We start from the raw sequence: 26,004 nt of genomic DNA on the forward strand, positions 1-26,004 counted from the left end.
CCGTCACAGGGACATGCGGCAGTACAGGCGCCGCTGCGGCCCGGCGTCGCGGGCGAGTTCGGCGAGACGTTGCAGGAAGTCGGCCATGAGTTCGGAGTCCTGTCCCACACCGTCCTCCAGACGCTCCGGAGTGGCTTCCGCGAGAGCGTCCCGGAGGGTGTCCGTGAGCGAGACGAGCCAGGGCCCGTCCTGATCGTCACCGTCCACGTTGAGCAGCTCGCAGAATCGGGGGTCTGCTTCTACCTGCTCCTCGGGCACGCCCGTCAGACGGGACTCGACGGTACCGAGAATCTCATGGGGCATGACCCCTTTGAGTCCGATCGTGCCGAACGGATCGGCCGTGCCGGCACCGTACTCGTTCTCGGACAGTGCTATCGCCTGGGCGTCGTCGGTGGCCGCGTAGTAGTCGTAGAGATTCCCCATGACTGGATCGTGCCTCAAGGACGGATGCCGCAGGAACCCCAGGTCCATGAAATTGCCCGTGAACGCAGAAAACCCCCGTGCCCAAAGGCACGGGGGTCTCCCGGAAAAATTGTTCGGCGGCGTCCTACTCTCCCACAGGGTCCCCCCTGCAGTACCATCGGCGCTGAAAGGCTTAGCTTCCGGGTTCGAAATGTAACCGGGCGTTTCCCTAACGCAATGACCACCGAAACACTATGAAATTAACCAACCGGATGAAAACACGGCGGTTGTTATTTCAGAACCAACACAGTGGACGCGAGCAACTGAGGACAAGCCCTCGGCCTATTAGTACCAGTCAGCTCCACCCGTTACCGGGCTTCCACATCTGGCCTATCAACCCAGTCGTCTACTGGGAGCCTTAACCCCTCAAAGGGGGTGGGAATACTCATCTCGAAGCAGGCTTCCCGCTTAGATGCTTTCAGCGGTTATCCTTTCCGAACGTAGCCAACCAGCCATGCCCTTGGCAGGACAACTGGCACACCAGAGGTTCGTCCGTCCCGGTCCTCTCGTACTAGGGACAGCCCTTCTCAATATTCCTACGCGCACAGCGGATAGGGACCGAACTGTCTCACGACGTTCTAAACCCAGCTCGCGTACCGCTTTAATGGGCGAACAGCCCAACCCTTGGGACCGACTCCAGCCCCAGGATGCGACGAGCCGACATCGAGGTGCCAAACCATCCCGTCGATATGGACTCTTGGGGAAGATCAGCCTGTTATCCCCGGGGTACCTTTTATCCGTTGAGCGACAGCGCTTCCACAAGCCACTGCCGGATCACTAGTCCCGACTTTCGTCCCTGCTCGACCCGTCGGTCTCACAGTCAAGCTCCCTTGTGCACTTACACTCAACACCTGATTGCCAACCAGGCTGAGGGAACCTTTGGGCGCCTCCGTTACTCTTTAGGAGGCAACCGCCCCAGTTAAACTACCCATCAGACACTGTCCCTGATCCGGATCACGGACCGAGGTTAGACATCCAGCACGACCAGAGTGGTATTTCAACGGCGACTCCACAACCACTGGCGTGGCCGCTTCAAAGTCTCCCACCTATCCTACACAAGCCGAACCGAACACCAATATCAAACTGTAGTAAAGGTCCCGGGGTCTTTCCGTCCTGCTGCGCGAAACGAGCATCTTTACTCGTAGTGCAATTTCACCGGGCCTATGGTTGAGACAGTCGAGAAGTCGTTACGCCATTCGTGCAGGTCGGAACTTACCCGACAAGGAATTTCGCTACCTTAGGATGGTTATAGTTACCACCGCCGTTTACTGGCGCTTAAGTTCTCAGCTTCGCCGACCCGAAAGTCAGCTAACCGGTCCCCTTAACGTTCCAGCACCGGGCAGGCGTCAGTCCGTATACATCGCCTTACGGCTTCGCACGGACCTGTGTTTTTAGTAAACAGTCGCTTCTCGCTGGTCTCTGCGGCCACCCCCAGCTCACCGAGTAAATCGGATCACCAGTGATGGCCCCCCTTCTCCCGAAGTTACGGGGGCATTTTGCCGAGTTCCTTAACCATAGTTCACCCGAACGCCTCGGTATTCTCTACCTGACTACCTGAGTCGGTTTAGGGTACGGGCCGCCATGAAACTCGCTAGAGGCTTTTCTCGACAGCATAGGATCATCCACTTCGCCACAATCGGCTCGGCATCAGGTCTCAGCCTTAACGTGTGACGGATTTGCCTACCACACGGCCTACACCCTTACCCCGGGACAACCACCGCCCGGGCTGGACTACCTTCCTGCGTCACCCCATCGCTTACCTACTACAAGTCTGGTTCATCGGCTCCACCACTACCCTCAACTCCGAAGAGATCGGGCCGGCTTCACGGACTTAGCATCGCCTGATTCAGTACTGGGCGTTTCAAAGCGGGTACCGGAATATCAACCGGTTGTCCATCGACTACGCCTGTCGGCCTCGCCTTAGGTCCCGACTTACCCTGGGCAGATCAGCTTGACCCAGGAACCCTTAGTCAATCGGCGCACACGTTTCTCACGTGTGTATCGCTACTCATGCCTGCATTCTCACTCGTGAACCGTCCACAACTCGCTTCCGCGGCTGCTTCACCCGGCACACGACGCTCCCCTACCCATCCCAGCCCCCGTTGGGGGTATGTGCTGGAATGACACGACTTCGGCGGTACGCTTGAGCCCCGCTACATTGTCGGCGCGGAATCACTTGACCAGTGAGCTATTACGCACTCTTTCAAGGGTGGCTGCTTCTAAGCCAACCTCCTGGTTGTCTCTGCGACTCCACATCCTTTCCCACTTAGCGTACGCTTAGGGGCCTTAGTCGATGCTCTGGGCTGTTTCCCTCTCGACCATGGAGCTTATCCCCCACAGTCTCACTGCCGCGCTCTCACTTACCGGCATTCGGAGTTTGGCTAAGGTCAGTAACCCGTTGGGGCCCATCGCCTATCCAGTGCTCTACCTCCGGCAAGAAACACACGACGCTGCACCTAAATGCATTTCGGGGAGAACCAGCTATCACGGAGTTTGATTGGCCTTTCACCCCTAACCACAGGTCATCCCCCAGGTTTTCAACCCTGGTGGGTTCGGTCCTCCACGAAGTCTTACCTCCGCTTCAACCTGCCCATGGCTAGATCACTCCGCTTCGGGTCTAGAGCGTGCAACTCAATCGCCCTATTCGGACTCGCTTTCGCTACGGCTTCCCCACACGGGTTAACCTCGCTACACACCGCTAACTCGCAGGCTCATTCTTCAAAAGGCACGCAGTCACGACTGCATGTGCAAGCACATACAGCGACGCTCCCACGGCTTGTAGGCACACGGTTTCAGGTACTATTTCACTCCGCTCCCGCGGTACTTTTCACCATTCCCTCACGGTACTATCCGCTATCGGTCACCAGGGAATATTTAGGCTTAGCGGGTGGTCCCGCCAGATTCACACGGGATTTCTCGGGCCCCGTGCTACTTGGGTGTCTCTCAAACGAGCCGTTGATATTTCAGCTACGGGGGTCTTACCCTCTACGCCGGACCTTTCGCATGTCCTTCGCCTACATCAACGGTTTCTGACTCGTCTCACAGCCGGCAGACTGTGAAAGAGAGATCCCACAACCCCGCATGCGCAACCCCTGCCGGGTATCACACACATACGGTTTGGCCTGATCCAGTTTCGCTCGCCACTACTCCCGGAATCACGGTTGTTTTCTCTTCCTGAGGGTACTGAGATGTTTCACTTCCCCTCGTTCCCTCCACACTGCCTATGTGTTCAGCAGCGGGTGACAGCCCATGACGACTGCCGGGTTTCCCCATTCGGAAACCCCCGGATCAAAGCTAGGTTGACAGCTCCCCGGGGACTATCGTGGCCTCCCACGTCCTTCATCGGTTCCTGGTGCCAAGGCATCCACCGTGCGCCCTTAAAAACTTGGCCACAGATGCTCGCGTCCACTGTGCAGTTCTCAAACAACAACCAGCCACCCATCACCCCGACCTCACGGCCGAGTTCACTGGGACCGGACTGAAGGCAGCCATTCGGCCGTACCCTCAGATACCCAACAACGTGCCCGACACGACCGATCCATCATTACTTTCCACGCCGAAGCAGTACTCGCAACAACCAACCAACCGTGCCGAATAGTCAACGTTCCACCCATGAGCTAACCACCGTCGAACATTTGCCGACGTAGTGGCTCTGGACCCCTTGCAGGGTCTAGATGCTCCTTAGAAAGGAGGTGATCCAGCCGCACCTTCCGGTACGGCTACCTTGTTACGACTTCGTCCCAATCGCCAGTCCCACCTTCGACAGCTCCCTCCCACAAGGGGTTGGGCCACCGGCTTCGGGTGTTACCGACTTTCGTGACGTGACGGGCGGTGTGTACAAGGCCCGGGAACGTATTCACCGCAGCAATGCTGATCTGCGATTACTAGCAACTCCGACTTCATGGGGTCGAGTTGCAGACCCCAATCCGAACTGAGACCGGCTTTTTGAGATTCGCTCCGCCTCGCGGCATCGCAGCTCATTGTACCGGCCATTGTAGCACGTGTGCAGCCCAAGACATAAGGGGCATGATGACTTGACGTCGTCCCCACCTTCCTCCGAGTTGACCCCGGCAGTCTCCTGTGAGTCCCCATCACCCCGAAGGGCATGCTGGCAACACAGAACAAGGGTTGCGCTCGTTGCGGGACTTAACCCAACATCTCACGACACGAGCTGACGACAGCCATGCACCACCTGTATACCGACCACAAGGGGGGCACCATCTCTGGCACTTTCCGGTATATGTCAAGCCTTGGTAAGGTTCTTCGCGTTGCGTCGAATTAAGCCACATGCTCCGCTGCTTGTGCGGGCCCCCGTCAATTCCTTTGAGTTTTAGCCTTGCGGCCGTACTCCCCAGGCGGGGAACTTAATGCGTTAGCTGCGGCACCGACGACGTGGAATGTCGCCAACACCTAGTTCCCAACGTTTACGGCGTGGACTACCAGGGTATCTAATCCTGTTCGCTCCCCACGCTTTCGCTCCTCAGCGTCAGTAATGGCCCAGAGATCCGCCTTCGCCACCGGTGTTCCTCCTGATATCTGCGCATTTCACCGCTACACCAGGAATTCCGATCTCCCCTACCACACTCTAGCTAGCCCGTATCGAATGCAGACCCGGGGTTAAGCCCCGGGCTTTCACATCCGACGTGACAAGCCGCCTACGAGCTCTTTACGCCCAATAATTCCGGACAACGCTTGCGCCCTACGTATTACCGCGGCTGCTGGCACGTAGTTAGCCGGCGCTTCTTCTGCAGGTACCGTCACTTTCGCTTCTTCCCTGCTGAAAGAGGTTTACAACCCGAAGGCCGTCATCCCTCACGCGGCGTCGCTGCATCAGGCTTTCGCCCATTGTGCAATATTCCCCACTGCTGCCTCCCGTAGGAGTCTGGGCCGTGTCTCAGTCCCAGTGTGGCCGGTCGCCCTCTCAGGCCGGCTACCCGTCGTCGCCTTGGTAGGCCATTACCCCACCAACAAGCTGATAGGCCGCGGGCTCATCCTTCACCGCCGGAGCTTTTAACCCCGTCCCATGCGGGACAGAGTGTTATCCGGTATTAGACCCCGTTTCCAGGGCTTGTCCCAGAGTGAAGGGCAGATTGCCCACGTGTTACTCACCCGTTCGCCACTAATCCACCCCGAAAGGCTTCATCGTTCGACTTGCATGTGTTAAGCACGCCGCCAGCGTTCGTCCTGAGCCAGGATCAAACTCTCCGTGAATGTTTTCCCGTAATCGGGATCACAACACGAGAGCGGAACGACCAGGTCGGAATATGACCGGTCGTTCACAGCGTCCTCGCTGTTGTTGCCCACCGGACCGTTAAGCACCGGTAGGACTTTTCAAAGGAACCACCAACCTGCCGAAGCAGGCCGGGGTATCAACATATCTGGCGTTGACTTTTGGCACGCTGTTGAGTTCTCAAGGAACGGACGCTTCCTTCGGTCCCGTTTCACCGGGGCCCTCCGGGCGCTTCCCTTCGTTCTTGCGTTTCCGACTCTATCAGACTCTTATCGGTCCGATTCCCGGTCGAAGCGGGTCAAGCGATTTTCGCTTTCCAGTTCTTCGCTTTCGCGTTTCCCTTTCCGGCGAGTCCGACTCTATCAGATCCTTTCGGGCCTGATTCCCAGTCAGCGGGCTTGTCCTCCGGGCCGTTGCGGGCCCTTCCGACGAGTGAGACATTAGCGGATTGCCGGGCTCCGACGCTAATCGGGGCTGCTCTCTCGAACGGGCAATCCTCATTTCACACAAGCACACGCAAAGGCACGCGACGGGAAGTCGGGCCTTGTTGAGTGATGGTGCGGAATGGCTCTCCGGGGACCGACCGGGGTCGGCGCTCACGTCGGACAGCTCGGAGGACGTTACTCAGGCGCGGGCACCCTGTCAACCCCGGCATCGCACCGTGATCCACCACAGGAGCGTCGAGCCGCGCCCGGTCGCGTCACTCGGTGGTGAGGCCGACCGCCGTGGCCTGGAGGAACCGGGTGAGGTGGGGCTCGTAGTCGAAGGCCATGCGGCCCCGGTGGGGGTCCTCGTTGAGGAGTTCGGCAAGGGCGGGGGTGGGGTGGGGTGGGAGACCTGCCAGAGGTGGGCGGTCAGGCAGACCATCGCCGCGAGAAGGTCTTCGGTCTGCTCCGTCGTCATGGTGCCGGTGGCGGTCAGGGTCTCGGCGACGGTGTCGAAGGCCGCGAACGAGTTGGTCTCGAAGCGGCGGGCGCGGTCGATGGTGACGTCGCCTTCGAGACTGAGCGAGACATGGGTCAGCAGGTCGCGGTAGAGCGGTGGCCGCGCGAGGGTGACGGTTCCGCGGTGGCCGTCTGCCGGGGCGAGGAGGAGCTCCTCCTTGTCGTCGAAGTAGCGCCTGACGGCGGAAGGGTGCAGGGCCACGGCCGCGAGGGTGATGGGGCGGACCCCGCCGCGATCGGCCGCGAGGGCCGTGCAGCTACCAGGAGGTCCGCGCTGGGCGGACCGGCGTCGGGTTTTCCCGGCATGGCCGCGCGCTGGGCGCGACGGATGTGGTCGGCACGGTGCGCTCGGGGCGCGGCGGGGACTCCGGTCTTCCCCACGACGAACTGATCGTGGGCGAAGACCTGATCGGAGCGGTCGGGGACCGGCGCTTCGACGTGGTGGTCGATCCGGTCGGCGGCCGGCTGCGCTGTCTGCCCGCCCACCCCGGGAAGGCGCGTCCCGCCGCCGAGGGGCACCGCCGTGGGGAGGCCGGGGCGGTCGGTGGCCGGATCGTGCTCAATGCCCTGAGGCGTGTCGGGCCGGATCACCCGCGCCGGTGGTCCTCGACGGGGGTACGGGCCTCCGCGAAGAGGGCCGGTCCGTCCTGCGGTACCTCCGGCCACGCCCCGGAGGCCGGGTTGAGCGCGACGAGCTGTTCGGTGGAGAGCGCGTACACGACCCGGCCGAGGCCGGAGCGGACGATGCCGCCCGCGCACATCTGGCAGGGCTGGCAGCTGGTGTACATGGTGGTGCGGGCCGCCGTGCCGGCGTCGAGTTCGCGGGCCGCCCAGCGGGCGAGCTTCAGTTCGGGGTGGGCGGAGATGTCGTCGTCGCGCCGCACGGTGTTGTGCGCTTCGGCGAGGACGGTGCCGTCCTCGGCTGCCAGCAGGGAGCCGTACGGCGCGTCTCCCAGGGTGACGGCGCGGGCGGCGAGGCCGATGGCGCGGCGCAGCAGTGTCTCGTCGGCTTCGGTGATCACGCGGGTGTCCTCCAGTGGTCGGCCACGGTGGCGAGCGCCCGCCAGGCCGCTTCGGGCCTGCGGGTTTCCTCCGGGTCTCCGTCGTACGGATCGAGTACGACGGTATCGGCGCCGAGGCGCTCCAGCTGGTCGAGATCGTCGAGGACCTGTTCGAGGGTTCCGACCCCGGCGGGGCGGTCGGGGTCGTCGACGGGCGCGGCGGTCAGCCGCAGCGCGATGCGGGGAGCGAAGCCCGGCAGGCTCTGTCGCTCGACGACCGACCGCAGCCAGGGGACGGTGTTGTTCAGCGGGTGCCAGGGGGCGTCGAGCCGGACGGCGCGGCGGACGGCCGCGTCGCTGTTGCCGCCGATCCAGATCGGTACCGACGCGGTGGGGCCGTGGCCGTCCTCCTGCCATGCCTCGCGGAGGGCGTCCAGGTACTGGTCGGTCAGCTTGCCGCGCTCGGAGAACGGCACACCCAGAGCGGCGAACTCCTGCCGGGCCCAGCCCACGCCCACCCCGAGCACGAACCGCCCGCCGCTGAGCCGGTCCAGGTTGCCCGCCATGCGGGCGACCAGCAGGGGATGCCGGTAGGGCATCACCAGCACGGTCGTGCCCAGGCGCAGCCGGGTGGTGACGGCCGCCAGCCAGGACAGGGTGGTGAAGGGTTCGTGGAACGGTTCCGGGTACTGCCCGGCCACGTCCGGGGTGACGGCCACGTGGTCCGACACCATGAGGAGGCCGTACCCCAGGTCCTCCACGGTCCGCGCCCATGCGCGCAGGGTGCCGGGGTCGGTTCCCGGCCCGAAGTTCGGTACGTTGACGCCCAGTTGCATTCCAGGAGGTTATCCGCGCGATCATGGCCCGGGGAACGGACTCTTCCCCGGATCGGCGGCCGGTGTCCGCTGTTTTCCCGGTAGATTCGCCTCATGGCCGCGAATCTCGACGACGTCGACTGGGCGATCATCACCCAGTTGCAGCAGGAGGCCCGGATCTCCCTGAGCGAGTTGGGACGGCGGGTGAGCCTCAGCCCCTCCGCCACCACCGAGCGGGTGCGTCAGCTGGAGGCGCTGGGCGTCATCACCGGGTACTCCGCGACGGTCGACCTGGCGAAGGTCGGTTATCCGGTGCTCGCCGTCGTCCGGCTGAAGTACCCGGGCAACCGGCACCAGCCGCTGCACCGGCTGCTGGCCGAACGCCACGAGATCCTGGAGTGCCTGCGGACCACCGGCGACGACTGCTACACGCTGAAGCTGGCCGCGACCTCCATGGAGCATCTGGAGTCGCTCGTAGACGAGTTGGCCGGTTTCGGGAGTACGACCACGAGCGTGGTCTACAGCCGGACGCTGCCCGCTCGCGGCCCGCGCCGGCCCTGACGCGTCTCCTCCCCGCGCCCCTCCCGGGTGGCTCACACCGGCGCGTGGACGTCCTCCAGTTCCTGGAGGAGGCGGCGCTTGGGCCGGGCGCCCACCATCGACTTCACCGGTTCGCCGTCGCGGAAGACCATCAGGGTCGGCATGGAGAGCACGCCGTAGCGGGCGGCGACGCCGGGGTTGTGGTCGACGTCGATCTGCACGATCTTGATCCTGTCGGCCTCTTCCCTGGCGATCTCGCTGAGCACCGGCGCGAGTTGGCGGCAGGGGCCGCACCAGTCGGCGGTGAACTCCACCAGGACCGGCAGTTCGGCGCCGAGCACCTCGCCGTCGAAGGTCGCATCGGTCACCTCGGCGACGCCTTCTGCATGGATCATCTGTCATCCTCCCAGTTCACAGCGGGGTTCGGGGCCGCCGGGAAGTCCGGCGGCCACCTCGACCTCGGCGCGGGCGAGCTGTGCGCCGACCTCGGTCCGTACGGTCTGCAGTTGTGCGATCAGCGCGTCCAGCTCATCGAGCTTCCGCCGGTAGACGGCGAGCGAAGCGGGGCAGGCGTCACCCGCCGGGTGTCCGGCCCGCAGGCACTCCACGAACGGCCGGGTCTCCTCCAGGTCGAACCCGAAGTCCTGGAGGGTCCGGATCTGGCGGAGCTGCCTGAGGTCGCTCTCGTCGTACGTGCGGTAACCGTTCTCGGACCGTCGCGCTCTCAGCAGACCGCGCGACTCGTAGTAGCGCAGTGTCCGCGTCGTCGTCCCGGCCCGTTCGGCCAGCTCACCGATTCGCATGGCCCGACCGTAGTCCTTGACGCCGACGTCAAGGCAAGGACAGCCCTCGGAGGCCGCTCAGGAGGGGAGCGGCACCTCCGCCAGGATGCGGGCCAGTTCGCGCGGCTTGGAGAACATCGGCCAGTGGCCGGTCTCCATCTCGACCAGCCGCCATCGGTCGCTCTTCAGCAGCTCGACCACGTCGTCGTTGGGCTCCGGGCCGTCGAGCAGGCACTTGACGTAGGTGGCGGGCAGCTCGCCGAGCGGGCGGGTGAGCTCGGCGGGCTCGGTGAGGGCGGCGCCGGGGTGGGGGGTCGCACCGTCGAGGAGCCGGCCGATCTGCGCGTCGGTGAGGTCCTGTCCCTCGAACTCCTGGGCGGGTGGCGGGGGCCAGGAGCCGCCGTTCTCGGCGATGGCGGCCACCACGCTCCCGCCCCAGGGGCTGGAGACGAATGCCCGTCCGTCGGCGGGGACTTCGGAGTCCACGAACACCACGTGCGCGAGCCGGTCCCCGACGCGTGCGGCGGCCTGGCCCACGGGGACGCCCGCGTAGCTGTGGCCGACGAGCACCACCCCGGCCGGTCCTGCGTGCTCGACCGCGTCCACGATGTCCTGGACGTGCGTCCGCTGCCCCGCCGGTACGTCACTCTTCTCGGCGAGTCCGGAGAGGGTCACCGGGTGGACGGTGTGCCCGCCCCGGCGCAGCTCTTCGGCCACCTCGTCCCAGGCCCGGCCTCCGAGCCAAGCTCCCGCCACCAGCACGTAGTTCGTCATCCCGGCACCGTAGCGCGGGGCACTGACAAGCACCTGGTCACCGCCGGAGGACGCCGGATGCCCCGGGCGTGCTCCACGGTGGTGGAGTACGCCCGGGGCATCGCGGAGGATCACCGTGCGACGGCTCGGGTCACTGGGCGTAGATCCCGATCTCGTTCAGGGAGTACCGGTTGTCGGTGCCCTTGACCAGCCCGGTGATGCGTACGTACCGGGCGTCCACCGGGGTGAAGGAACGGTTCTCGGTGCCGCCGGAGCCGGCGGTGGTGGTGTGCACCGTCTTCCAGCCGGCGTTGTCCGAGGAGACCTCGACCGTGTACTTCACCGCGTACTGGTCGGACCAGTCGAGCGCGGTCCGGCCGACCCGCCGCACCGCGCCGAGGTCGACGGTGATCCAGGCGGTGTCGACGGTCTTGCTGGCCCAGCGGGTGGACCGGTCTCCGTCGACCGCCTGCTTGGGCGGGTAGGCGACCACCACGGCGTTCTGGTAGTCGGAGGCGGTGGCCTTCGCGCCGGCGGCGAGGTTGGTGAGGCTGTCCGACCGGGTGGCCGGGAACTCCACCACCTGCTGGTAGGTGGGGCGGTTCTGCCAGGCGATCCGGGGCACGGTGATGCCGCCCATGGCCCGGTGCACGATGGAGTCGGCGCAGACCTGGTCACCCGCCGAGCAGGACGCGTCCGCCGGGTAGACGGTGGCCGCCGGGACGGCCGCGGCGGTCGCCAGGGTGGTCAGCAGCACGTTCCGGCAGGACGCGACGGTGCCGGTGCCGCAGTAGGTACGGTCCAGGGGCGAGGCGACCGCGGAGCCGAGCACCGTGCGCAGGTCCTTGTCGAGGTAGCTCCACCAGCCGTGCTGGAAGGAGGAGCCCTTGTGGGCCTGGGCGGCGGCGATGCCGGTACCGACCGCGCCGGAGCCGTTCTGGCCGCCGGAGGGCGACTCGTTGATGGGGGCGACGGCGGTGAGCGCCTGGTAGGCGGCGGTGCCCAGCTTCGGCTGGAACACCCCTTCCACCAGCAGCGGCCACCAGGCGTCGAGCACCCGGATCGCGGTGGCCCGGTCGTACGTACCCGCGCCCTTGGACGGCTCGCGGCGCTCGGAGCCCGAGGCGGCCCAGGCGCGCAGCTGCTCGACGGTGGCCGAGAGGGCGGGGTCGGTCACGGCGGCGCTGTCGATGACCCGCAGGATCTCGGGCAGCACCTCCTCGGCCCGCAGGTCGGTGGCGGCGGCGTCCTCCATCGCCTTCACCAGCTGGGCGCGGGTCACCCCGCCCGTGCCGACGAGTGCGGAGACCCGGCTGTCCAGCAGGTCGGCCCGGTGCACGGCGCCGTTGCCCCAGCCGGAGGCGAAGCCGGCCGCCTGCTTGTTGTTCCAGCTGACGTAGTAGTCCTGGTCGACGGAGTTGGGGTGCTGGGCCGGCGGGGTGACCGCCGAGGTGTTGATCGTCGGGTTCCAGCCCTGCCACTCGTAGGCGGGGAGGGCCCAGATCGGCTTGTCGGGGTCGGTGCCGGCGGCGCGCACCGGGTTGGTGCCGGAGTTGTAGTACGCGGTGTGGTGGGCGTCCACGTAGAACCAGTTGAAGGTGTACCCCACGTCCCGGGCGGCCGTCTGGAAGGCGGTGGCGGAGGTGATGACGGAAGGGTCGTTGAACTGCTGGAAGCCGATCACCGAGTCCAGCTCGTGCTGGTAGGTGGAGCGCAGCGCGGTGTAGGCCACCGGCTTGCCGCCGCTCTTCCCGGTGTGGGTGACGAGCCCGTACGCGGAGCGGAGCGTCTCCAGGTCGTAGGAGCCGGCCTCGGTGGCGTCGGCGGTGGTGGGCGCCCAGGAGTTGTGGGCGGTCAGCTTCTCGAACGGGGTGCAGGCCCCGCGCAGCAGGTAGGAGCGGGAAGCGGTGGTGGGCGTGGCGCCCGAGGGCTCGCAGAGTTCGACGGCGAAGGTGTCGGTGATGTCCTGGTTCGCCGAGGTGGCGCTCCAGGAGTAGTCGAGGCCCCGGCCGATCTCCACGTAGAAGCTGATGCCCGGGAAGGAGGCGCCGCGCGAACGCAGGCCCGGGCCGTCCAGCTCCTGGACCATGAGGAGCTGGGGTGCGTAGTAGCCGGTCTGCGGGCCGAAGACGGCGACGGGGTGGCCGGAGGCGGTGTGGTCGCCGGAGACCACCAGGGCGTTGGACATGCCGTGTTCGCCGGTGATCAGGTCGGCGGGCAGGACGCCCTCGGCGGAGGCCGTCCTGGCGGCCGTCGCCGTGGCCGCCGCGGCGCCGGTGCCGGTGCCGTTGACCGCGTGCGGGTAGGCGGTCACGGTGCCGCCGTCGGGGGTCGCCGTGCCGACGGGCGAGGCGGGAGTGGTCGCGTACGGGACGCTGCCGGTGTGCAGGGTGGCGGTCGCCTCGGTGTCGTTCTGCGCGCGCCAGGCGCGGTACGCGGCGGAGCCGGCGGTGGTGCCGTACTGCTGCTGGAGGGCGAGTTCGGCGAGCGCGTTCTCGACCTCGCCGCCGCCTCCGCTGCCGAAGATGGCACCGACCACCGAGGCGATGGCGACGGTGTCGGTGGCCGTGAAGTCGGCGATGTCCTTGCCGTGTCCGGTGAGTTCGTATTCGCCCGGATAGTTGTTGGCGGCCAGGTCGGCGTCGATGAAGGCGTTGATGCCCGCCACGTAGTCGTCGATGTCCTGCACGGCCTGGGTGCCGCGCGCCCCGGAGGCCGCGACCCGGTCGAGCTGGGCGCTGAGGTCGGCCTCGGTGTACGGGGCGACGGCCCAGAGGCTCTCCTCCAGCGCCCGGTTGCCCGCCGCACCGCCCGCGAACGAGGACAGTTTCCCGCGCCCGACGTGGCGCAGGATGTCCATCAGCCACAGCCGGTCCTGGCCCGCCGCGTAACCGGCGCCGAACTCGGTGTCGGCGCGGGTGGTGCCCTTGATGTGCGGGGTGCCGGTGGCCTTGTCCCGGGTGATGGTGACGCCACTGCGCGGGGTGAGGGTGGACTCGGTCTGACCGGACGGTACGCCGAAGGAGGCGTCGTTGAAGTAGTTCGCCAACTGGTCGGGGGTGAGCCCGGAGTAGTCGTGCAGCAGGTTGTCGTACTTCTCGATCTGGTCGGCGGAGTGCGCCGGCCGGGTGCCGATCGACTTGTGGAGCAGGATGCCGGCGAGGGTGGCGTGCCCGTTCTGACCTGCGGTGAGGATGTCCAGGCACTGGCCCTGGCAGGGGTCGCCCGTGGCGGGCAGCGGATCGGAGGTCGCGGCGGCCGTGGGGGCGGCGACCAGGGCGCCGGCGAGCAGCGTTCCGGCGGCGAGCAGGGAGACGGCGGCGGCGCGGGGTCTGGTCCGTCGCACGCGCCGCAGGAGGCGCTTGGCAGGATTCAACTGAGGGCTCTCGATCCGGGTGTCGGGGGCCGTACGGCTCCGGGGGGGAACACCGGCGGGAGCCCGGTGCCTGCGCACGCTAGCCCGCGTGGGGGGCTGCCGGTAAGGCTCGCGCGCCGATCGCCAGAAACCTGCAACACCCGCTTCACACGGGGGATTTGACAGCCGCGTCCGGGGACGCTCGCGCACGGTCCGGAGTGGCGGGGCGTAGGCCGGGCGAAAAGGTGATGCGCCGGGGGCCGGGGCTGAGTACGTTCGTCACCGCGGGGCGGCTCCGCAGCGTGCTTCCTTCTCCCCTTTCTCTGTAAAAGAACCAGCGCGCTCACTTCCCGCCCCGCATTCGTCTGCTCCGCACCCGCGACGGTTCGGCACCGGTCGGCAGTTGGCCCGCCCCTCGCCCGGCGACCTGTCCGCGAGGGTTTCCCGCCCGTCGCCTTTGCCGCCGGCCGGTCCCACGGATCGCTGCTCGGGGCGGCGCTCCCGCAGGACCGCCGCGCGGGGGAACACCTTACGGAGAGGAACCCGACCCATGACGACCACCACCACCCGGACCACCGCGCCGAGCACGCGGAGCCTGGACGCGGTGCTGCTGAGTCGCCGCGGCGCGGTCTACTTCCCCGGCGGCGCTTCCACCGCCCGTGTCCCCTCGCCCCGGACACTCGCCGGGGTCACCCTGCTGGAGACCGACCTCGTCGAGCGCGGCTTCCTCGTCTCGGCGGGACTGCGCACCGCGCTCACGCGGCTCGGTGACGGCGCGCTCGCCGTCACGGGTACCTCGCTGCTCGCCGGCATCGACGCGGAGCTCGGCGCGGACCGCGACCACACCCCTCTGTTCCGCGACTTCCCCACCAGTACCCCCCTGGACACCCTCGGCTTCTACGTGGACCGTGTCCTGAGCCTCGGCCTCCAGGACGGGGACCAGCCCTGCGTGCTCTGCGGTGCGGCCGGCACCGTCCATCCGGTCGCCCCCTGCGCCCACCTCGTCTGCCGTTCCTGCTTCGACGGCGCCGACTTCTCCGCCTGCCCGATCTGCCACCGCCGCATCGACCCGGCGGACCCCTTCCTGCGCCCCTCGTCCGTCCGGCCGGGCGCCTCGGCCCACCGGGCGCCGCCCGCCCGGCTGCGGGTGCTGGCTCTCGGCGGGGACGCGGGCGACCGCCGCGCCCACGCCCACGCCGAGCTGGCCGCGCTGCTGTCGCGTACGGGTGCGCTCAGCCCCCAGGACGGCGACGACCTGGGCGCTCTGCTGGAGGGCGTGGGCGACCGCTCCGCTCTCGCCTGGCTGCCGGAGGAGGTCCCGGGCCGGGAGGCCAAGGCCCGCCTGCTGGCCTGGCTGCTCGCGGACCCGGCGCACTTCCCGGTGACACTTCCGGCCGTCGTCCGCCGGATCACCACCGCGACCGACGTACTGCGGCTGCTCGCGGTGCGTTCGGGCGGCGACCCCGGCCTGGTGGAAAGGGTTCGCCCGGCGCCGGTGGCACGACCGCTCCGCCGCGCGCTGATCCAGGCGCTGGACGGCTTGGACCCGGTGTCGGCCACCGAGGACATGGGCCGTCGGCCGGAGCTGTGGAAGCGGGCCGGCGAGCGGTTGCATCCCTTCGAGTACGCCCACCGCTTCCCGCACGCCGCTCTCGCCTTCGCCGCGCTCCGCGAACTCCGGCTCACGGACGACACCCTGTCCACCGGCCTGCGGGCGACCGCGGCGACCGTGCCCGGCGCCGGCACGGAGACGGGCCGGGTACGGGTGCCCGGGTGGGCGGGACACGTGGAGGCGGCACTGTCCGCCACGGACCTGCCGACCGCGCTGCGCCTGCTCGGACAGCGCCCCGGAGAGCTGGTACGCCGCGCCGACCACCTGCTGCGCCTGGCGGGACCGGTGGGCGCCGGCCCGGTGATCGCCGCGCTCGCCACGGCCGTTCCCGCGGTGGCCCCGGCGGTGCTGCTCTCCGCCCTGGGCGCGCTGCGCTCCCGTACGACGGTGCGTGAGAACCGGGTGTTCTTCCCCAAGGGAACCGCGGCGAAGGCCCACGTCGCCGACGACGGGCGGGTGCCGCTCGACGCCTCGGTCGTCGCGCGCGCCGTCGCCCTGCTGACCGAAGAGGTGCTGCGCCGGGCCGCCGCTCTCCCGTCGGTGGAGACCGCGGTCGTGGACGCCGAACTCGACGGAGTCGTCGCCCCGTTCGCGGAACGGACCGCCTCGCGCGCGCTGGTGACGCTGCCACGCGGCAGCGAGCTGGGCGTGCCGCCGGGCCGTACCGTGCGTCTCTTCCTGCACTGGACGGAGTCGGAGACCTCAGGCCGGACCGATCTGGACCTGGCGACCGCCATGTTCGACGCCGACTGGAACCACGTCGGTACCTGCGACTACACCCGGCTGCGGTACGCCGACGGCGCGGTGCACTCCGGCGACCTGACCAGCGCCCCGGCCCCGCGCGGCTCCTCGGAATTCGTCGACCTCGATCCGGAGAAGCTGGCCGCCACCGGTGTCCGGTACGTCGTCGCGGTCGTGTACTCCTTCAACGACGTCCCCTTCACCGAACTCGCGGACGCCTTCGCCGGGCTGATGGTCCGGGACCGGCCGGGGTGGGAGGGTCCGCCGTTCGACCCGCGCCAGGTGGAGCAGCGGTTCGACCTGACCAGCCCCGCCAAGGCGTGCGTCCCCCTGCTCCTCGACGTCCAGGCTCGTGCCATGCGCTGGCTGGACATCGTCCAGGGCGTCACCGGTACCCACCACGCCGTGCACCGCCACGGCGGCGGCCTCGCGGACCTCGGCCGGCACCTGACCGCGCTGTTCACGTCGGGCGCCCGCGTCACCCTGGGCGAACTGGCCGTCTGGCACGCGGCCTCCCGCGCGCGGACCGTCCTCGTACGCCACGTCGACAGCACGACGCGCACCTACGGTCGCCGTGACGGCGAGACCGCGGCCCAGTTCGCGGCGCGCATCGGCGGCCCGGACGAAGACGCGGTCGCGGGGGCGCAGGAGTCCGGTGTCGGAGCGATGGAGCCCGGTGCCGGGGCGGGTGAGCCGGCCGGCGCGCGGGCCGTGCCGGAGAACGCGCGACTGGCCTTCCTGCTGCGGGGCGACTTCGCCCTGCCCGCCGGTGCGCAGGCGTACGCGGTCTACCCGGGCGGGCTCGACGCCGCGTCCGTACGGCTGCTCGCCGCCCCGGACCTGGTCAGCGGGCTCGCGCCGGAGGCGAGGGCCTCGGCCTCCTCGCGCACGGCCGGACCTGGGCGGGCCGGGGGCCACGACCGACCCACGGTTCCAGGCTCCCGGCCTTGACCAGATCCCGGGCGAGGTCCCGGAGATCCCACTCCTCGGACAGCAGCCCCAGGAGGCGTTGCTGCCGTTTCCGCAGCGATTGCGCACCCACCCTCTGTCCGCCCGCTGATGCTCCTATCGTGGAAGCGGTCAGAGATCTCACGGCAGGGATCCAGGCACGAGCACCACGGGGGAACCATGTCCGACAAGGTCGTCCTGCCCGCACAAGCGCTCCATCCGCTCATCACGCACGGGCCGACGCGCCTGCGGCTCGCGGGCGCGGGGCTGCCCCTCACCCACGAGCTGATCCGGTTCGGGCCCCTGGCGGAGTCCCGGGTGGTGCGGGTCGTCGATCTGCTCGCGGACGGGGCGGACCCTGCTGAACTCCATCCGCACATCGGTCGCCTGCTGCGCGTCGGCCACCTCCTCTGCGAGGGCGGTGAAGCCCAGGAGGTGGTACTCGACGGAGCCACGGGCCGGGTCTTCTCGATGGACCTCTTCGAGGACGCGCCCGGACTGATCGACGTGGTGCCGCTCGCGCCCTCCGTCGACGCCCTGGCCCGATTCCTCGGGGAGGTGGACGACCTGCGCGCGGGGCGCGGCCGGTTCGCAGGCGTGGCTGCCGGGCGGTACGGCACGGAGGTGGCGGCACGGGCCACCGAACTGCTGACGGCGGTCTTCGCGGAGGAGGACTGGGGCACCGACGGCTGGGGCAGCGCGGGCGCCCCGGACACCTGGGAGCACCCGGTGCCCGCGCTGTGGCGGATCGCCGCCGCCATCCGCCCGCTGGCCCTGGTCGCGGGGCCGGGCGAGGGACTGTGCCTCGGTCTGCCGAAGGGCTTGCTGGAGGCGGAGTTCGGCCCGGAGGACCTGGTGCGGACCGAGCCGTCCGCGCTCCCGGTGGCGCTCGTCCACGAGCCGACCAGGCGCTTCCTCGCCGAGGTGGGGCTGCCGCGCACGCGGTTGATGTTCGGCCTGTGGAGCGAGGAGACGCTGTTGCGCCCGCTCGCGGAGGTCGAGAAGTCCCGGGACGCGGACCCGGCCGCGATACCGGCCGACGCGGACCGTCTGCTCTGCCTGGGCGGCCTGGTCGAGGACATGGAGGTCGTGGTCGACGGCACGACCGGCCTGCTCTCGTACCGCCCCTACGCCGAGGACGCGTTGGTCCCGGTCAACGCCGACGTCTCCACGCTGGCCTTCACCCTGTGGATGTTCAGCCGGGAGCGACACCTCGACGCCGAGCAGGACTTCACCCAGGACTTCTACCACCAGCTCGCCGACGCCATGGCCGAAACGCTTGCCTCGGTCGACCCGGTGGCCTGCCTCCCCTCCACCGGTAAGGACGACTACCGCTACTGGCCGGAGGTGTTCCACGACGAGGCGGGCGGCGTGCTGCAGGGGTGAGTGGGGCCGCGAACGCCCGCACCGCACCGCACACGCGAACGCCCGCACCCCGATCGGGGTGCGGGCGTTCCCGGCGGGACGGCCGAGGCGGAGGTGGGGTTCTCGGCGAGGGTCCCGACGTGTGAGGGCCCGGGAAGCCCGGCGCGCGTCCGTGCGGCTCGCACGGGCCGGTCCCGGTACCGGCCGGGCGTGCGGCCGGGTCAGACCTTCGCCGGTACCCCGCCCCCGTCGCGCTGGTCCGGTACCTCCTCGGCTGCGGCCGGAAGGCCCGTACCCGGGTCCGCCGGTGCCTCGGCCTCCAGCATCCGCTCGTCGAAGGGGAGCCGCCCGGCCAGGACCTCGTCCACCCGGGCCCGGTCGATCTCCTTGGTCCAGGTACCCACGAGGACGGTGGCGACGGCGTTCCCGGCGAAGTTGGTCAGGGCGCGGGCCTCGCTCATGAAGCGGTCGATGCCGACGATCAGGCCGACGCCGTCCACGAGTCCGGGACGGTGCGACTGGAGGCCGCCCGCGAGGGTGGCGAGTCCGGCGCCGGTGACTCCGGCGGCGCCCTTGGAGGCGATGACCATGAAGACGAGGAGGGAGATCTGCTCGCCCGCGCTCAGCGGGTCACCCATGGCGTTGGCGATGAAGAGGGACGACATCGTGAGGTAGATGGCGGTGCCGTCGAGGTTGAAGGAGTAGCCGGTCGGCACGGTGATGCCGACGACGGGCTTGCTGACGCCGAGGTGCTCCATCTTCGCGATGAGGCGCGGCAGTGCCGACTCGGAGGACGAGGTCGACAGGATCAGCAGGAATTCGCGGCCGAGGTACTTCAGCAGGAGGAGCAGGTTCACCCCGGTGAACAGGCGCAGGATGGTCCCGAGGACGACGAAGACGAAGATCGCGCAGGTGACGTAGAAGCCGACCATGATGATGGCGAGCGACTTCAGCGCGTCCACGCCGGTCTCTCCGACCACCGCCGCCATCGCGCCGAACGCGCCGACCGGGGCCGCCCACATGATCATCGCGAGGATGCGGAAGACCAGCTTCTGGATGTGGCCGACGCCGCGCAGGACCGGTTCGCCGGCGGAGCCCAGGGCCTGGATGGCGAAACCGGCGAGCAGCGCGATCAACAGGGTCTGGAGGACCTCGCCCTCGGTGAAGGCCGAGACCATGGTCTTCGGGATGATGCCGAGCAGGAAGTCGGCGGTGGACTCGCTCGCCCCCGCCGCCTGCTTCTCCCCGGCCGCGCGGACGGTCTCGGTGAGGTGCAGGCCGGAGCCGGGTTCCAGGATGTTGCCGACGATCAGGCCGATGGCGAGGGCGACGGTCGACATCACCAGGAAGTAGCCGAGCGCCAGCCCGCCCACCGCGCCGACCTTGGCGGCCTTGCGCACCGAGCCGACGCCCAGCACGATCGTGCAGAAGATGATCGGCGAGATCATCATCTTGATGAGGTTGACGAAGCCGGTCCCGATGGGCTTCAGCTCGACGGCGACCCCGGGGGCGGCGAAGCCCACGACGATGCCGAGCACCACCGCGCCGATGACGGCGATGTACAGGTACTGGGTGCGGTCGCGCTGTCCGGCTGTCCCTGCCACGGGTGCCTCCTGGGTTCCGTCTCGGCTCGGTCGTGTCGCGTACGGGTCCCGGGAACCGGGCGCGTACGAACCCCCTCGCCCGGGGCACGTACGGGTCCCGTCCTCGGGGCGCGTACCGGCCCCCGTCCCTGGGGGCCCCGGTGACTATCCACCGAGCCGTGACGCGGGTCACCCTTGTGTTCATAACGTTCACGCGGACCGGAGCCGCGTGCCGGAGCCTCGTGGCCTCGAAATCGCGTGGCCCCGGTACGCGGCACCGCCGCCGTGGACGCCCTGGTCGACCTCGCCTTCGGCGAACTGCCGCTGCACCGCGTCGAGACCGGGACCCGCACCACGAACACCGCGGCCCTGGGCGTCCCTATCCACGGCCGGGGTTCCTCGCGGAGGGGGTACGCCTCTCCGCCTGCGCGCACCGGGGCCGTCGGCACGACCTCGGGTTGCACGCGCTGCTCCGGGAGGAGTGGGAGGCCCTCACCCGTGCCCGTGCCCGGTCCTGGGACCTGCCGGTCACCGGCTGCCCCGCCGCGCCCGTGACCCTCGCCGGTCGCTCCGGCCCGTCGCCCCGCCCGTCACCCTCGCCCGTCACCCCGCCGGTCGCCCCGCCGGTCGCCCCGGTGGCGTCCGTACCCGGCGCTCCTTCCCACCCGTGATCGCGCCCCTCCCCGCTCCGGGGGCAGACTGTCCGCCATGCGTTCCTTCCGTCCCCGTCCGCGCAGCCTGGCCGGACAGCTGTTCGCCATGCAGGTCGTCCTGATCGCCGCCGTCGTGGCCGGCGGGGCGTTCTTCGCGTACGTCTCCGGCTCCGCGCGGGCCGAGGAGACCGCGCGGCGGCAGGTGCGGGCGGCGGCACTGGCGATCGCGGTCTCGCCCTCCGTGCGGGAGGCGATCCGCGCCCCGGACCCGTCCGCCGTGCTCCAGCCCTACGCGGAGCAGGTCCGCGAGGACACCGGGATCGCGTTCGTGACGATCATGGATCCGCAGGGGGTCCGCTGGACGCACCCGGACCCCACCCGCATCGGCGAGACCTTCCTCGGGCACACCGCGCGGGCGCTGAGGGGCGAGACCTTCGAGGAGACGTACACCGGCACGCTCGGCCCGTCGATCCGGGTGGTCACCCCGGTGCGTGACGGGGGCCGGATCACCGGGCTGGTCAGCGCGGGCATCACCGTGGAGCGGGTCTCCTCCCAGGTGCGGGGGCAGTTGCGGGCGCTGAGCCTCGCGGCGGCCTGCGCGCTGGCGCTCGGCGGGATCGGTACGTATGTGATCAACGCCCGGCTGCGCCGTCACACCCACGGGATGAACGCGGCCGAGCTGAGCCGGATGCACGACTACCACGAGGCGGCCCTGCACGCGGTGCGGGAGGGACTGCTGATGCTGGACGGGCAGCGCAGGATCGCGCTGATCAACGACGCGGGCCGGGAGCTGCTCGGACTCGGCCCCGAGGCGGTCGGCCGGAGGGTGGACGCGCTGGAGCTGCCGCTCTCGCTGACGGGTGCGCTGCTGGCGTCCGAGCCGCGGGTGGACGAGCTCCACCTGACGGCGGACCGGGTGATCGTGCTCAACTCCCGTCCAGTGGTGGGCGGTGAGCAGCGGGGCACCGTGGCCACCCTGCGGGATCACACCGAACTTCAGTCCCTGACAGGCGAGTTGGACTCCGAACGCAGCTTCTCGCACGCGTTGCGCGCGCAGGCGCACGAGGCGGCGAACCGGTTGCACACGGTGGTGTCCCTCATCGAACTGGGCCGCGCCGAGGAGGCGGTGGGGTTCGCGACCGCCGAGCTGGAGCTGGCCCAGGTACTGACGGACCAGGTGGTGGGCGCGGTCGCCGAGCCGGTGCTCGCGGCCCTGTTGCTCGGCAAGGCGGCCCAGGCCGGCGAGCGCGGGGTGGAGCTGGTACTGGCCGAGAACAGCCGGATCGACGACGGGGTGCTGCCGCGCACCCTGGCGCAGCGGGACCTGGTCACGGTGCTGGGCAACCTGATCGACAACGCGACGGACGCGGCTGCGGAGGGGCCCCGGGCCCCGGCCGCCGCCGTCCCCGCGCCCGCGCCCGCGCCCGGCGAGGAGAACCCGGCGCCGGCGCACGCACCCGTCCGCCCCAGGGTCACGGTCACCGCCGTCGCCGAGGCCGGTGAGTTGCTGCTGAAGGTGGCGGACAACGGCCCCGGCGTCGGGCGCGAGGACGCCGAGGCGGTGTTCCGCACCGGCTGGTCGACGCACGGCACGGGCCGGGGCCTCGGGCTCGCGCTGGTCCGCCAGACCGCGCGGCGCAACGGCGGGACGGTGGAGCTGGGCCGGGGTCCGGACGGCGGCGCGGAGTTCTCCGTACGTCTGCCGATCGGTGACCGCGTCCCGAGCCTGCCCGGGACCGCCGCGGGAGGGCCCGCGTGATCCGGGTCCTGGTCGTCGAGGACGACCCGGTGGCCGCCGACGCGCACCGGATGTACGTGGCGCGGGTGGCGGGCTTCGAGGTGGCGGCGGTGGCGCACACCCGGGCGGAGGCGGTACGGGCGCTGGACCGGGAGCCCGTCGATCTGCTGCTGCTCGACCTGTACCTCCCCGACGGCCACGGGCTCCAGCTGCTGCGCGCGCTGCGGGCGGCCGGGCACGGCGCCGACGTGATCGCGGTGACCTCGGCGCGGGACCTCGCGGTGGTGCGGGAGGGCGTCTCGCTGGGGGTCGTGCAGTACGTGCTGAAGCCGTTCACCTACCCGACGCTGCGGGACCGGCTGGTGCGGTACGCGGAGTTCCGGGCGGCGGCCGGTGAGGCGAGCGGCCAGGAGGAGGTGGACCGGGCGCTCGGGGTGCTGCGCGCCCCGCATCCGGCGGCGCTGCCGAAGGGGCTGAGCGCGCCGACGCTGGAGGCGGTGACCCGTGAGCTGCGCGGGGCGCCGGACGGGGTGACGGCCGCGGCCACCGGCGAGGCGCTGGGCATCTCCCGGATCACCGCGCGCCGTTACCTGGAGCACCTCGTCGGCCTCGGCCGTGCCGCCCGCCGACCGCACTACGGCCAGGTGGGACGGCCCGAGCTGCACTACCGGTGGGTGCCGCAGACGCGCTGAGCGGCGTCCCGGAGCCGGTCCGCCGCAGACGTGTGTCACATTCCGCGGGGCCGCCCTGTCTGAGTGGTGTACGCACCACGGGGTGCGTGTCCACCACCGGCGAGGAGCCCTTCATGACCACTCACAGCGCCCGGCTCGACCTCTTCGGCAACCCGGCCGTCACCAGGATGCTGGGGCATTTCACAGCGGCGGGGAAGGCGGTCTCGGCGCTGAACGTGCCGGCCGCCACACAGGAGCTGGTCAAGATCCGCGCCAGCCAGATCAACGGCTGCGGATTCTGCACCGACATGCACACCAAGGAGGCTGCGGCGGCCGGGGAGAGCGCGGTGCGTCTCGCCCTGGTCGCGGTCTGGCGGGAAGCCACGGTGTTCACCGAGGCCGAGCGCGCCGCGCTCGAACTGGCCGAGCAGGGCACCCGGATCGCGGACGCGGCCGGCGGGGTCACGGACGAGGCGTGGGAGGCCGCCGCCAAGCACTACGACGAGGAGCAGCTCGTCGCCCTGGTCTCCCTCGTCGCGGTCATCAACGCCTTCAACCGGCTGAACGTCATGGTCCGGCAGCCGGCCGGCGACTACCAGCCGGGCCAGTTCGGCTGACAGGCCCGGAGCAGCCGGAATACCGGCCCGGCCCGCCCACGGGACGGGACCACCAGGGGAAGGGAGAGCAGCAGCCATGATCAGGATCGCCGTCGTCGTCGGCAGCGTCCGCCCGGGTCGTGTGACCCGAGCGGTGGCGGACTGGGCGCACACCGTCGCCGCCGGGCGCCCGGACGCCCGTTACGAGGTGGTGGACCTCGCCGACCACGACCTGGCCTTCGACGAGGAGGCGCATCCGCCCAGGTCCGGGCGGTACGAGCACGCCCACACACGACGCTGGGCGGCGACGGTCGCGGAGTTCGACGGGTTCCTCTTCGTCACCCCGGAGTACAACCACAGTGCCCCGGCCGTGCTGAAGAACGCGCTCGACCACCTCTACGAGGAGTGGAACGACAAGGCCGCGGGTTTCGTCGGTCTCGGGTTCGCGGGCGGGGTACGCGCGGCGGAGCATCTGCGGGGCGTCGCCGCCGAACTCCAGCTCGCCACGGTGCAGGCGCAGCTGGCGCTGAACCTCTCGGACGACTTCGCGGAGTACCCGGCCTTCGCGCCCATCGGTACCCGGGAAAAGGAACTCGTCCGTGTGCTCGACCAGTTGGAGCGCTGGGCCGGTGCGCTGAAGACGTTGCGCGGCTGACCGGCACACCGGCAGGCGGCCTCCGGAACGACGGAAGGCCGGTCCACCACCCTGCGAGGGGTGGCGGACCGGCCTTCCGGTACGCAGGTCCGGCTGGACCGGCGCCTTGGAACACCGACGCCCGGAAGACCGGCGCCCTGGTGGCCGACGTCCTAGAAGACCGACTCCGCTTCGAACATCCGGTCCGCCGGTACGGTCTTCAGCTGGGTCACCGCGTCGGCGAGCGGCACCATCTCGATGCTGGTCCCGCGCAGGGCGGTCATGTTGCCGAACTCGCCGCGGTGCACGGCCTCCACCGCGTGCCAGCCGAAGCGGGTCGCGAGGACGCGGTCGTACGCGGTCGGGGTACCGCCGCGCTGGACGTGGCCGAGGATGACCGGGCGGGCCTCCTTGCCGAGGCGGCGCTCCAGCTCCACGGCGAGGCGGTTGCCGATGCCCTGGAAGCGTTCGTGGCCGAACTGGTCGATCTCGCCCTTGGCGTACGCCATCGAGCCCTCGGCTGGGTGCGCGCCCTCGGCGACGCAGATGACCGCGAACTTCTTGCCGCGCGCGAAGCGCTCCTCGACCATCTTGACCAGGTCGTCGACCTGGAAGGGGCGCTCGGGCAGGCAGATGCCGTGCGCGCCGCCGCCCATGCCGGACTCCAGGGCGATCCAGCCGGCGTGACGGCCCATCACCTCGACGACCATGACGCGCTGGTGGGACTCGGCGGTGGTCTTGAGGCGGTCTATGGCCTCCGTCGCGACGCCCACGGCGGTGTCGAAACCGAAAGTGCGGTCGGTGGCGGAGATGTCGTTGTCGATGGTCTTCGGGACGCCCACGACGGGCATTCCGGCCTCGGAGAGCATGCGGGCCGCCGTCAGGGTGCCTTCGCCGCCGATGGGGATGAGGGCGTCTATGCCGTAACGGCGGGCCAGCTCCTCGCAGTTCTCGGCGGCTTCGCGGAGCCGGTCGCGCTCCAGGCGGGCGGAGCCGAGGATGGTGCCGCCACGGGCCAGGATGCCGCTGACGGCATTCAGGTCCAGCGGGCGGAAGTGGCCGTCCAGCAGGCCCTTGAAACCGTCCTCGAACCCGATGACCTCGTCGCCGTGCCCCACGACTGCGCGGTGCACGACCGAACGGATCACTGCGTTCAGGCCGGGGCAGTCGCCGCCTGCGGTGAGAATTCCGATGCGCATCGTGCGTTGTCTCCTGCTCGCTAGTACCGGGCTGTTCGGGCCTTGGTGAGCGGCCCCCGCGCCGTGAGCCGTCACGATTCTCCCACGGCAGGGGTACACCCCGCGCTTTCGGATGCTCCGGCGCACGAACAGGGGGCGAAAATCCGGGTAACAGGTCCGGAAGCCGACTCCGGGGCCACGTTACGTGGGGCCTCATGGGCGACGGAGGACCGGGGCGGGCGACGAAGCCCCCACGCACGGGCGCGTACGGGCGCGTACGCGCAACGGCCGGGTCCCGTGCGGGGAAAGGGTCTCCGGCGGGCGGCCCTGCCGCCCTCGCGGGTATCGTCGGAGGAAATGCAAGCCAATGCCACCCCTACCGGGATATCACCGCCCGTACCGG

Annotated in this window: 19 protein-coding genes and 3 rRNA genes; 8 read left to right on the top strand and 14 right to left on the bottom strand. The window is 69.4% G+C overall.

Translation table 11 applies throughout. From position 1 onward, the window contains the following. Window positions 1-3: 3 nt before the first annotated feature. From OHT52_RS07445 to OHT52_RS07475, 7 genes are all read right to left on the bottom strand, one after another. On the bottom strand, window positions 4-423 hold the full coding sequence (locus OHT52_RS07445) for a hypothetical protein (RefSeq protein WP_328719344.1): 420 nt from the start codon (window positions 421-423) through the stop codon (window positions 4-6). Window positions 424-534: 111 nt separating this feature from the next. Further along, window positions 535-651, bottom strand: a 5S ribosomal RNA gene (gene rrf, locus OHT52_RS07450). A 76-nt stretch (window positions 652-727) separates the two neighbouring features. After that, window positions 728-3,853 (bottom strand): 23S ribosomal RNA (locus OHT52_RS07455). 294 nt (window positions 3,854-4,147) lie between these two features. Continuing rightward, window positions 4,148-5,673: ribosomal RNA gene (locus OHT52_RS07460) — 16S ribosomal RNA — on the bottom strand. The 16S, 23S and 5S rRNA genes sit together here, the layout of an rRNA operon. A gap of 661 nt (window positions 5,674-6,334) precedes the next feature. Next, entirely contained in the window at window positions 6,335-6,838 is a 504-nt protein-coding gene (locus tag OHT52_RS07465) for a hypothetical protein (RefSeq protein ID WP_328719345.1), read from the bottom strand. 385 nt (window positions 6,839-7,223) lie between these two features. Further along, window positions 7,224-7,658 (bottom strand): nucleoside deaminase, encoded by a 435-nt coding sequence (locus OHT52_RS07470; RefSeq protein ID WP_328719346.1) that lies wholly within the window; start codon window positions 7,656-7,658, stop codon window positions 7,224-7,226. After that, on the bottom strand, window positions 7,655-8,473 hold the full coding sequence (locus OHT52_RS07475) for an LLM class flavin-dependent oxidoreductase (protein ID WP_328719347.1): 819 nt from the start codon (window positions 8,471-8,473) through the stop codon (window positions 7,655-7,657). Before OHT52_RS07475 ends, OHT52_RS07470 begins: the two co-directional genes overlap by 4 nt. Window positions 8,474-8,566: 93 nt before the next feature. On the opposite strand from OHT52_RS07475, the gene OHT52_RS07480 reads away from it, so the two are divergent. Continuing rightward, window positions 8,567-9,013, top strand: a complete 447-nt coding sequence (locus OHT52_RS07480; protein ID WP_328719348.1) for an Lrp/AsnC family transcriptional regulator — start codon at window positions 8,567-8,569, stop codon at window positions 9,011-9,013. A 32-nt stretch (window positions 9,014-9,045) separates the two neighbouring features. Here OHT52_RS07480 and trxA read toward each other — a convergent pair whose 3' ends face one another. The 4 genes from trxA to OHT52_RS07500 all read right to left on the bottom strand — a co-directional run bounded on the left by trxA (window position 9,046) and on the right by OHT52_RS07500 (window position 13,882). After that, on the bottom strand, window positions 9,046-9,387 hold the full coding sequence (trxA, locus tag OHT52_RS07485; RefSeq protein WP_328719349.1) for a thioredoxin: 342 nt from the start codon (window positions 9,385-9,387) through the stop codon (window positions 9,046-9,048). Window positions 9,388-9,390: 3 nt separating this feature from the next. Next, window positions 9,391-9,795 (bottom strand): MerR family transcriptional regulator, encoded by a 405-nt coding sequence (locus OHT52_RS07490; RefSeq protein WP_328719350.1) that lies wholly within the window; start codon window positions 9,793-9,795, stop codon window positions 9,391-9,393. A 57-nt stretch (window positions 9,796-9,852) separates the two neighbouring features. After that, window positions 9,853-10,548, bottom strand: coding sequence for an alpha/beta fold hydrolase (locus OHT52_RS07495; protein ID WP_328719351.1), 696 nt, complete (start codon window positions 10,546-10,548; stop codon window positions 9,853-9,855). A gap of 130 nt (window positions 10,549-10,678) precedes the next feature. After that, the gene (locus OHT52_RS07500) at window positions 10,679-13,882 is read right to left on the bottom strand and encodes a penicillin acylase family protein (protein WP_443046773.1); all 3,204 of its coding nucleotides are present in this window, start codon (window positions 13,880-13,882) and stop codon (window positions 10,679-10,681) included. 550 nt (window positions 13,883-14,432) lie between these two features. Here OHT52_RS07500 and OHT52_RS07505 point away from each other — a divergent pair. Both OHT52_RS07505 and OHT52_RS07510 read left to right on the top strand, forming a co-directional pair. Beyond that, window positions 14,433-17,186: an MXAN_6230/SCO0854 family RING domain-containing protein gene (locus tag OHT52_RS07505; protein ID WP_328719353.1), complete on the top strand. Its 2,754-nt coding sequence runs from the start codon at window positions 14,433-14,435 to the stop codon at window positions 17,184-17,186. 177 nt (window positions 17,187-17,363) lie between these two features. Then, the gene (locus tag OHT52_RS07510) at window positions 17,364-18,569 is read left to right on the top strand and encodes an SUKH-4 family immunity protein (protein ID WP_328719354.1); all 1,206 of its coding nucleotides are present in this window, start codon (window positions 17,364-17,366) and stop codon (window positions 18,567-18,569) included. 200 nt (window positions 18,570-18,769) lie between these two features. Here OHT52_RS07510 and OHT52_RS07515 read toward each other — a convergent pair whose 3' ends face one another. Both OHT52_RS07515 and OHT52_RS07520 read right to left on the bottom strand, forming a co-directional pair. After that, the gene (locus OHT52_RS07515; protein WP_328719355.1) at window positions 18,770-20,152 is read right to left on the bottom strand and encodes a cation:dicarboxylate symporter family transporter; all 1,383 of its coding nucleotides are present in this window, start codon (window positions 20,150-20,152) and stop codon (window positions 18,770-18,772) included. Window positions 20,153-20,341: 189 nt separating this feature from the next. Then, window positions 20,342-20,518, bottom strand: coding sequence for a hypothetical protein (locus OHT52_RS07520; protein WP_328719356.1), 177 nt, complete (start codon window positions 20,516-20,518; stop codon window positions 20,342-20,344). 71 nt (window positions 20,519-20,589) lie between these two features. On the opposite strand from OHT52_RS07520, the gene OHT52_RS07525 reads away from it, so the two are divergent. The 5 genes from OHT52_RS07525 to OHT52_RS07545 all read left to right on the top strand — a co-directional run bounded on the left by OHT52_RS07525 (window position 20,590) and on the right by OHT52_RS07545 (window position 24,444). Next, window positions 20,590-20,802, top strand: a complete 213-nt coding sequence (locus OHT52_RS07525; protein ID WP_328719357.1) for a hypothetical protein — start codon at window positions 20,590-20,592, stop codon at window positions 20,800-20,802. Between the two features lie 37 nt (window positions 20,803-20,839). Further along, window positions 20,840-22,543, top strand: coding sequence for a sensor histidine kinase (locus tag OHT52_RS07530; RefSeq protein ID WP_328719358.1), 1,704 nt, complete (start codon window positions 20,840-20,842; stop codon window positions 22,541-22,543). Then, a complete protein-coding gene (locus OHT52_RS07535) occupies window positions 22,540-23,214 on the top strand; it encodes a response regulator (RefSeq protein ID WP_328719359.1) in 675 nt (224 codons plus the stop codon). Before OHT52_RS07530 ends, OHT52_RS07535 begins: the two co-directional genes overlap by 4 nt. A 113-nt stretch (window positions 23,215-23,327) precedes the next feature. Next, window positions 23,328-23,810 carry a carboxymuconolactone decarboxylase family protein gene (locus OHT52_RS07540; protein ID WP_328719360.1) on the top strand — a complete coding sequence of 161 codons (483 nt, stop codon included), beginning with the start codon at window positions 23,328-23,330 and terminating at the stop codon, window positions 23,808-23,810. Between the two features lie 76 nt (window positions 23,811-23,886). Beyond that, on the top strand, window positions 23,887-24,444 hold the full coding sequence (locus OHT52_RS07545) for an NADPH-dependent FMN reductase (protein WP_328719361.1): 558 nt from the start codon (window positions 23,887-23,889) through the stop codon (window positions 24,442-24,444). A 152-nt stretch (window positions 24,445-24,596) separates the two neighbouring features. On the opposite strand, the gene OHT52_RS07550 is transcribed toward OHT52_RS07545, so the two are convergent. After that, window positions 24,597-25,622, bottom strand: a complete 1,026-nt coding sequence (locus tag OHT52_RS07550) for an ATP-dependent 6-phosphofructokinase (RefSeq protein ID WP_328719362.1) — start codon at window positions 25,620-25,622, stop codon at window positions 24,597-24,599. Window positions 25,623-26,004: the final 382 nt, after the last annotated feature.

The sequence above is a fragment of the Streptomyces sp. NBC_00247 genome (genome assembly GCF_036188265.1).
Taxonomy (GTDB): Bacteria; Actinomycetota; Actinomycetes; order Streptomycetales; family Streptomycetaceae; genus Streptomyces.

Coding starts and splice junctions, on each gene's coding strand:
- OHT52_RS07445 (WP_328719344.1), bottom strand. CDS start 423: ATGGGGAATCTCTACGACTACTACGCGGCCACCGACGACGCCCAGGCG.
- OHT52_RS07475 (WP_328719347.1), bottom strand. CDS start 8,473: ATGCAACTGGGCGTCAACGTACCGAACTTCGGGCCGGGAACCGACCCC.
- OHT52_RS07480 (WP_328719348.1), top strand. CDS start 8,567: ATGGCCGCGAATCTCGACGACGTCGACTGGGCGATCATCACCCAGTTG.
- trxA (WP_328719349.1), bottom strand. CDS start 9,387: ATGATCCATGCAGAAGGCGTCGCCGAGGTGACCGATGCGACCTTCGAC.
- OHT52_RS07490 (WP_328719350.1), bottom strand. CDS start 9,795: ATGCGAATCGGTGAGCTGGCCGAACGGGCCGGGACGACGACGCGGACA.
- OHT52_RS07495 (WP_328719351.1), bottom strand. CDS start 10,548: ATGACGAACTACGTGCTGGTGGCGGGAGCTTGGCTCGGAGGCCGGGCC.
- OHT52_RS07505 (WP_328719353.1), top strand. CDS start 14,433: ATGACGACCACCACCACCCGGACCACCGCGCCGAGCACGCGGAGCCTG.
- OHT52_RS07510 (WP_328719354.1), top strand. CDS start 17,364: ATGTCCGACAAGGTCGTCCTGCCCGCACAAGCGCTCCATCCGCTCATC.
- OHT52_RS07530 (WP_328719358.1), top strand. CDS start 20,840: ATGCGTTCCTTCCGTCCCCGTCCGCGCAGCCTGGCCGGACAGCTGTTC.
- OHT52_RS07540 (WP_328719360.1), top strand. CDS start 23,328: ATGACCACTCACAGCGCCCGGCTCGACCTCTTCGGCAACCCGGCCGTC.
- OHT52_RS07545 (WP_328719361.1), top strand. CDS start 23,887: ATGATCAGGATCGCCGTCGTCGTCGGCAGCGTCCGCCCGGGTCGTGTG.
- OHT52_RS07550 (WP_328719362.1), bottom strand. CDS start 25,622: ATGCGCATCGGAATTCTCACCGCAGGCGGCGACTGCCCCGGCCTGAAC.